Here is a 4,790-nt window from a genome sequence, read left to right on the forward strand (position 1 = left end):
AAAAAGCCAAAACCCAAACAAAAGCAACAGGAACAGACAAAGCAGCATACCCACAGATAGAAGATGCTCCACCAAAAGAAGAATTTGATATAGGAAAGTTCGCAAAAAATATATTAGCAGGACTAGCAGTAGTAGGAGCAGTAACGGCAGTAGCAGCTGCGACAGTAGCAACAGGAGGAGCAGCATTAGCAGCACTAGGAGCTATAACAACAGCAACCGCATCAGCTGCATTTACAGGAACAATAGCAGGAGCGTTACTGGGAGGAATTACATTATTAGGCATACAAGCAGTAGGAGATATAAAAAGAGGAGAAGTAAGTGACATAGGAGAATATACATCTGCAGCATTTAGAGGAGCAGTGACGGGAGCTATAGGAGGAGTAATACCAGGAGGAAAATTAATAGGAATAGGAGTAGGAGGAGTAGCAGAAGGAATAGCAGACAGAAAACTAAAAGGAGAAAAAAACACAGCAGAAGATATGATACGAGATTTCTTCGTATCAATGGTAACAGCAGGAGTACTAGATGGAGTAGCAAGAAAGATTGGAAGCACACAAGCCTACAAAGTAGTAAAAGAAAAAGTAGGAAAACAAATAAAGAAAATATTTAAACCAGTAGTTGATACATTCAATCGAGGTGTAAAAAAAGTCATACCAGAAGGATTAGCTTTTTCTCCAAGTAAAATTGATGATACATTAGGAAAAGAAAGCAAAAACTTTTTGTCAAACTTTAAGAAAAATTTTAAAGACATAGTGACAGGTTCCGGAAAAGAAAGTGTAGAAAAAGCAGCTACAAAAGAAACAAAATTAATAGCTAATAATACTAATGATGTAGTTTCTTTTGAGGTAAACAAATCTTTTAATAGCTATTCAGGAGATTTAATGTTACCAAAAGAATCTGCTAGGTATAGTGAATATTGGAGAGAAAAGGGGATAGGGTCAGATAATACTTGGAAGGCATTTTCAGTGGCTAATCCGGATAAAACTATTGATGATTATTTTAAATTAGTGAATGAAATGTCACCTTGGCCTATTGGAAAGTCAGGAACTCCTAAATTACTACAATCAGGAGATAGATTTTATATGGCTGTACAAAATGATGCTCCTAATAATATGATAGGAGGTTTTGGTGTTAAAGAAAAAATAATAAGTACTCAATTTGTTAGAGAAAATTTGGCTGTAAAATCTGATTGGAAGAAAACATGCAATGTTATAAGAGAATTTGAGGTTAATGATGGCATTAGCCTAAATGTTTTAGAAGGACCTGTAGGTCCACAGGTTGATTTAACAATAGATTCTTATTTGCCAGGTGATATGACTATTACGCAGTATGATTTATTCTCAGGATTGGATCATGGTATTAATAGAGAGGACTATATTCATATAGTAGATGAATTTTGGGTTGATTAAAGTGGAGGTGTTAGATGAATATTTTAACAGATAGGAAAAATGGTATAGTAAAGTGGACATTAAATTGCAAAGATATAGTAATACAGGATTATAATATGATGTATGCGTATGAATATGGTAGTGAAATGGTAATGTTGAAATTAAAAAGCAACGACGGAGAAATAGCATTTTCTCTGTATGACATTAATGGAGATTTGATTTTGTCTTATGTGCCAAAAAGCAGTGAAATAATGATTGGGATTAATAAAAGTATTCATTTAGATTATTTGATATCAGTTGAGTATAGTAAAAAAGATAAAAAGATAGTCGCTCTAACAGGGATTAAAGAAGATGAACGAAAATTAATTATTTTGGATAATGAAGGAAATATAATATCAAATATTATTAATCCTAGTGGTTATACTTATTATTTTACCCAAAATTTTGGTGATAAAATAATAGTAGTTTGTCGAGGAAATAGTGATGCAACTGTGGATAAGTATGGAAGAAACGACTGGAATTTTAGAGTTGATTTAGATAATTATTATGTAGAAAGAATGTCTATAACACAATTATAAAATATATGATTATCAGGGACACACATAGTACCGCCCTTCAGTATTTATATAAATAGGCAGGAATTGAAAAGATTCTGCCTTTTTTCATGTTTTTGAATTGTCAAGCTAAGTGCAAAACAGTTGAATAATAAACTTCATACTAATTTACTTTGAGAATTGTAGCATATATCTTGAAAAGAAATTTATGCTACTACCTTATGCAAAAATTTTTACAATGAAAACTAATACTACACTTTCTTATGTAAGTTAGTATCATATGGGGTTTTGAACTCAAGGTATTAACCATATACAAAAAAATCATACCAGAAGATTAGCTTTTTCTGCAAGTAAAATTGATGATACATTAGGAAAAGAAAGTGTAGAAAAAGCAGCTACAAAAGAAACAAAATTAATAGCTAGTAATACTGACGATGTGATTTTTGAGGGAAGAAAAGAGGCTACTTCTAATTTCTCAAAAACCGTAAGAAATGTAGCCGAATTAGATTCAGAAGAAATATATGCATTAATAAAATATACTGGAGATAATTATCGAAATATAAATGATTCATTACGTGGTTTAGATATTATGACAGATGATAATAAAATGATAACTGAAAAACTAAAAACAGCTCTAGATAGGGCAAGCTTACCAAATAATATGACTTTGTATAGAGGCACATCAATAGAAGCTTTAGGTGAATATAAAAACCTAGATCCAAAAAATTTACTGGGAAAAACTATTAATGAAAAAGGGTTCATGAGCACAAGTATGAATAATTCTGTAGCTGAAGAAACGTTTTTAGAAAATATGCATATGACAATTGAAGCACCAAAAGGCTCTAAGGGCTTGGATATATCTCCGATTAGTCAATATCCTGAGTCAGAAACATTATTTAAATCTGAACAAGAAATTGTTATTACTGATGCAAAAGTGGAAGATGGTGTATTAAAGATTATAGTTAAATTGTTAAATTAGGAGCGAAAAATGGAACATAAACTAAGACAATGGACATTGGTCGAAAGATGGAAGGCTGATATCGAGTCTTATAAAAATGGTGGAGCAACGGTATCTGCACCTATGTGTGAAATGTGTAAATATTTTATTAAAGGTAATGTATTTCATTGTAAAAAATATGAAGGCAGTAATGAAAAGCCAAAATATGTTGTTTTTCCGAAAAAAGAATGTCCAGAATTTAAGCATTTTAATCCAATAATATTTGATTTTGAAAAAAGAGAAAAAGGAACTATTTTTTCTGGAATATTTGGATTTATAGTAGGTGATGCAGTAGGAGTTCCAGTTGAGTTTTCTACAAGAGAAGAAAGAAAAATTGATCCAGTAAAAGAGATGAGAGCATATGGTACATACCATCAACCATATGGAACATGGTCTGATGATACATCATTAACATTATGTTTATTGGAAAACATAACTGAAGGATATTATTTAGATGGATTGAGTGAGAAGTTTATAAAATATTATACTGAGGGATATTTAACACCATACGGAAAATTGTTTGATATTGGAAATTCTACAAGACTATCAATAGAAAAAATGTTAAAAGGAGAAAATCCTATAGAATGTGGTGGTAATACAGAGATGGATAATGGAAATGGCTCACTCATGAGAGTATTACCATTAGCATATTACTTGAAAGAAACTCCACCTATGGAAAAAATAAAAATAATAGAGGATGTTTCTTCATTAACTCATGCACACAATCGCTCAAAATTAGCATGCATTATATATGTGGAGTATGCTATAAATTTGATCAAAGGTAATAGTAAAAGTGATGCTTATAGGCAAACAATAAACTTTATAGATAAATATTGCTATAAAGATTATAATGAAGAGATGAATAATTACAAAAGAATATTAGATGGTAATATTGCAATATATAAGCAAGATGAAATAAAATCTACTGGATATGTAGTTGATACGTTAGAAGCTTCACTTTGGGCATTTATAACAACTGATAATTATAAAGAGGCTGTATTAAAAGGAATTAATCTTGGAGAAGATACAGATACAATAGCAGCAATAATTGGAGGACTAGCTGGAATTTTTTATGGGATTAGCTCAATTCCTGATACATGGCTACAATCTCTCGCACGAAAAAGAGATATATATGAAATTGTAGAAAAATTTGCTAGTCGGTTGAATGTATAAATTTAAGTATACTATAACAATAAAACTTTGAAGATCTAATGTAATATAATTAAAACTATATACTGAGTTTATTTATATTAAAAAGATTGTTTAGAGAAAATTATACTATACTGTCTATACCGTATGTATATGACAAAATAAAAACAAATAAATGTAAGGTTTCAGTAAAAGAGTACACACAACAAATATCATAAAAATTAGAATTTTATCTGGAAGAAATGCGACTGCAAAGTAAAACAAAGTAATATACAATTAAATGTATATGCCAAAACTAGCAACAAAAGACATAACAATAGTAGACATAATAGGAAACCAAACTAAGGTATATAAAATACCACTAATACCAAGAATAAACAGCTTAACCCAAGATAGTAGGTTAAACGAAAACCAAACTAATATAGAAAAATGTAAAATAGATTTAAAAAAAGTAAAACATAACCCGCTATTTTACATAAAAGAAAGCAAAGAAGATGCAGTAGTAATAAGACTAGATATGATAGAAAGCATACTAAAAAGAAAGCTAAGAGGAATAAATCTAGAAGAAATAGAAGCAGAAAAATAACAATCGAAAAACAATAGAAAAGAGCACCAAATAAAAGAAATAATAGGAATATAAATACAAGAATCGGAGGTGAAGAATGACTTCGACGAAGACTCACCACAACCTGAAGATAAAAA

4 protein-coding genes and 1 pseudogene are annotated in these 4,790 nt (G+C 30.4%); all 5 read left to right on the forward strand.

Annotated elements, in window-relative coordinates; genetic code table 11:
- Window positions 1-1,409: pseudogene (locus tag ACTTKP_RS11185) on the forward strand (hypothetical protein); the annotation flags it as partial.
- A gap of 14 nt (window positions 1,410-1,423) precedes the next feature.
- Entirely contained in the window at window positions 1,424-1,966 is a 543-nt protein-coding gene (locus tag ACTTKP_RS11190; protein WP_144398956.1) for a hypothetical protein, read from the forward strand.
- A 412-nt stretch (window positions 1,967-2,378) separates the two neighbouring features.
- Complete coding sequence (locus tag ACTTKP_RS11195; RefSeq protein WP_442553984.1) at window positions 2,379-2,921, forward strand: ADP-ribosyltransferase; 543 nt, start codon at window positions 2,379-2,381, stop codon at window positions 2,919-2,921.
- 9 nt (window positions 2,922-2,930) lie between these two features.
- The gene (locus ACTTKP_RS11200) at window positions 2,931-4,112 is read left to right on the forward strand and encodes an ADP-ribosylglycohydrolase family protein (RefSeq protein WP_442553985.1); all 1,182 of its coding nucleotides are present in this window, start codon (window positions 2,931-2,933) and stop codon (window positions 4,110-4,112) included.
- Between the two features lie 262 nt (window positions 4,113-4,374).
- Window positions 4,375-4,674, forward strand: coding sequence for a hypothetical protein (locus ACTTKP_RS11205; protein ID WP_442553986.1), 300 nt, complete (start codon window positions 4,375-4,377; stop codon window positions 4,672-4,674).
- Window positions 4,675-4,790: the final 116 nt, after the last annotated feature.

The sequence above is a fragment of the Catonella sp. genome, from assembly GCF_052169795.1.
Taxonomy (GTDB): domain Bacteria; phylum Bacillota; class Clostridia; order Lachnospirales; family Lachnospiraceae; genus Catonella.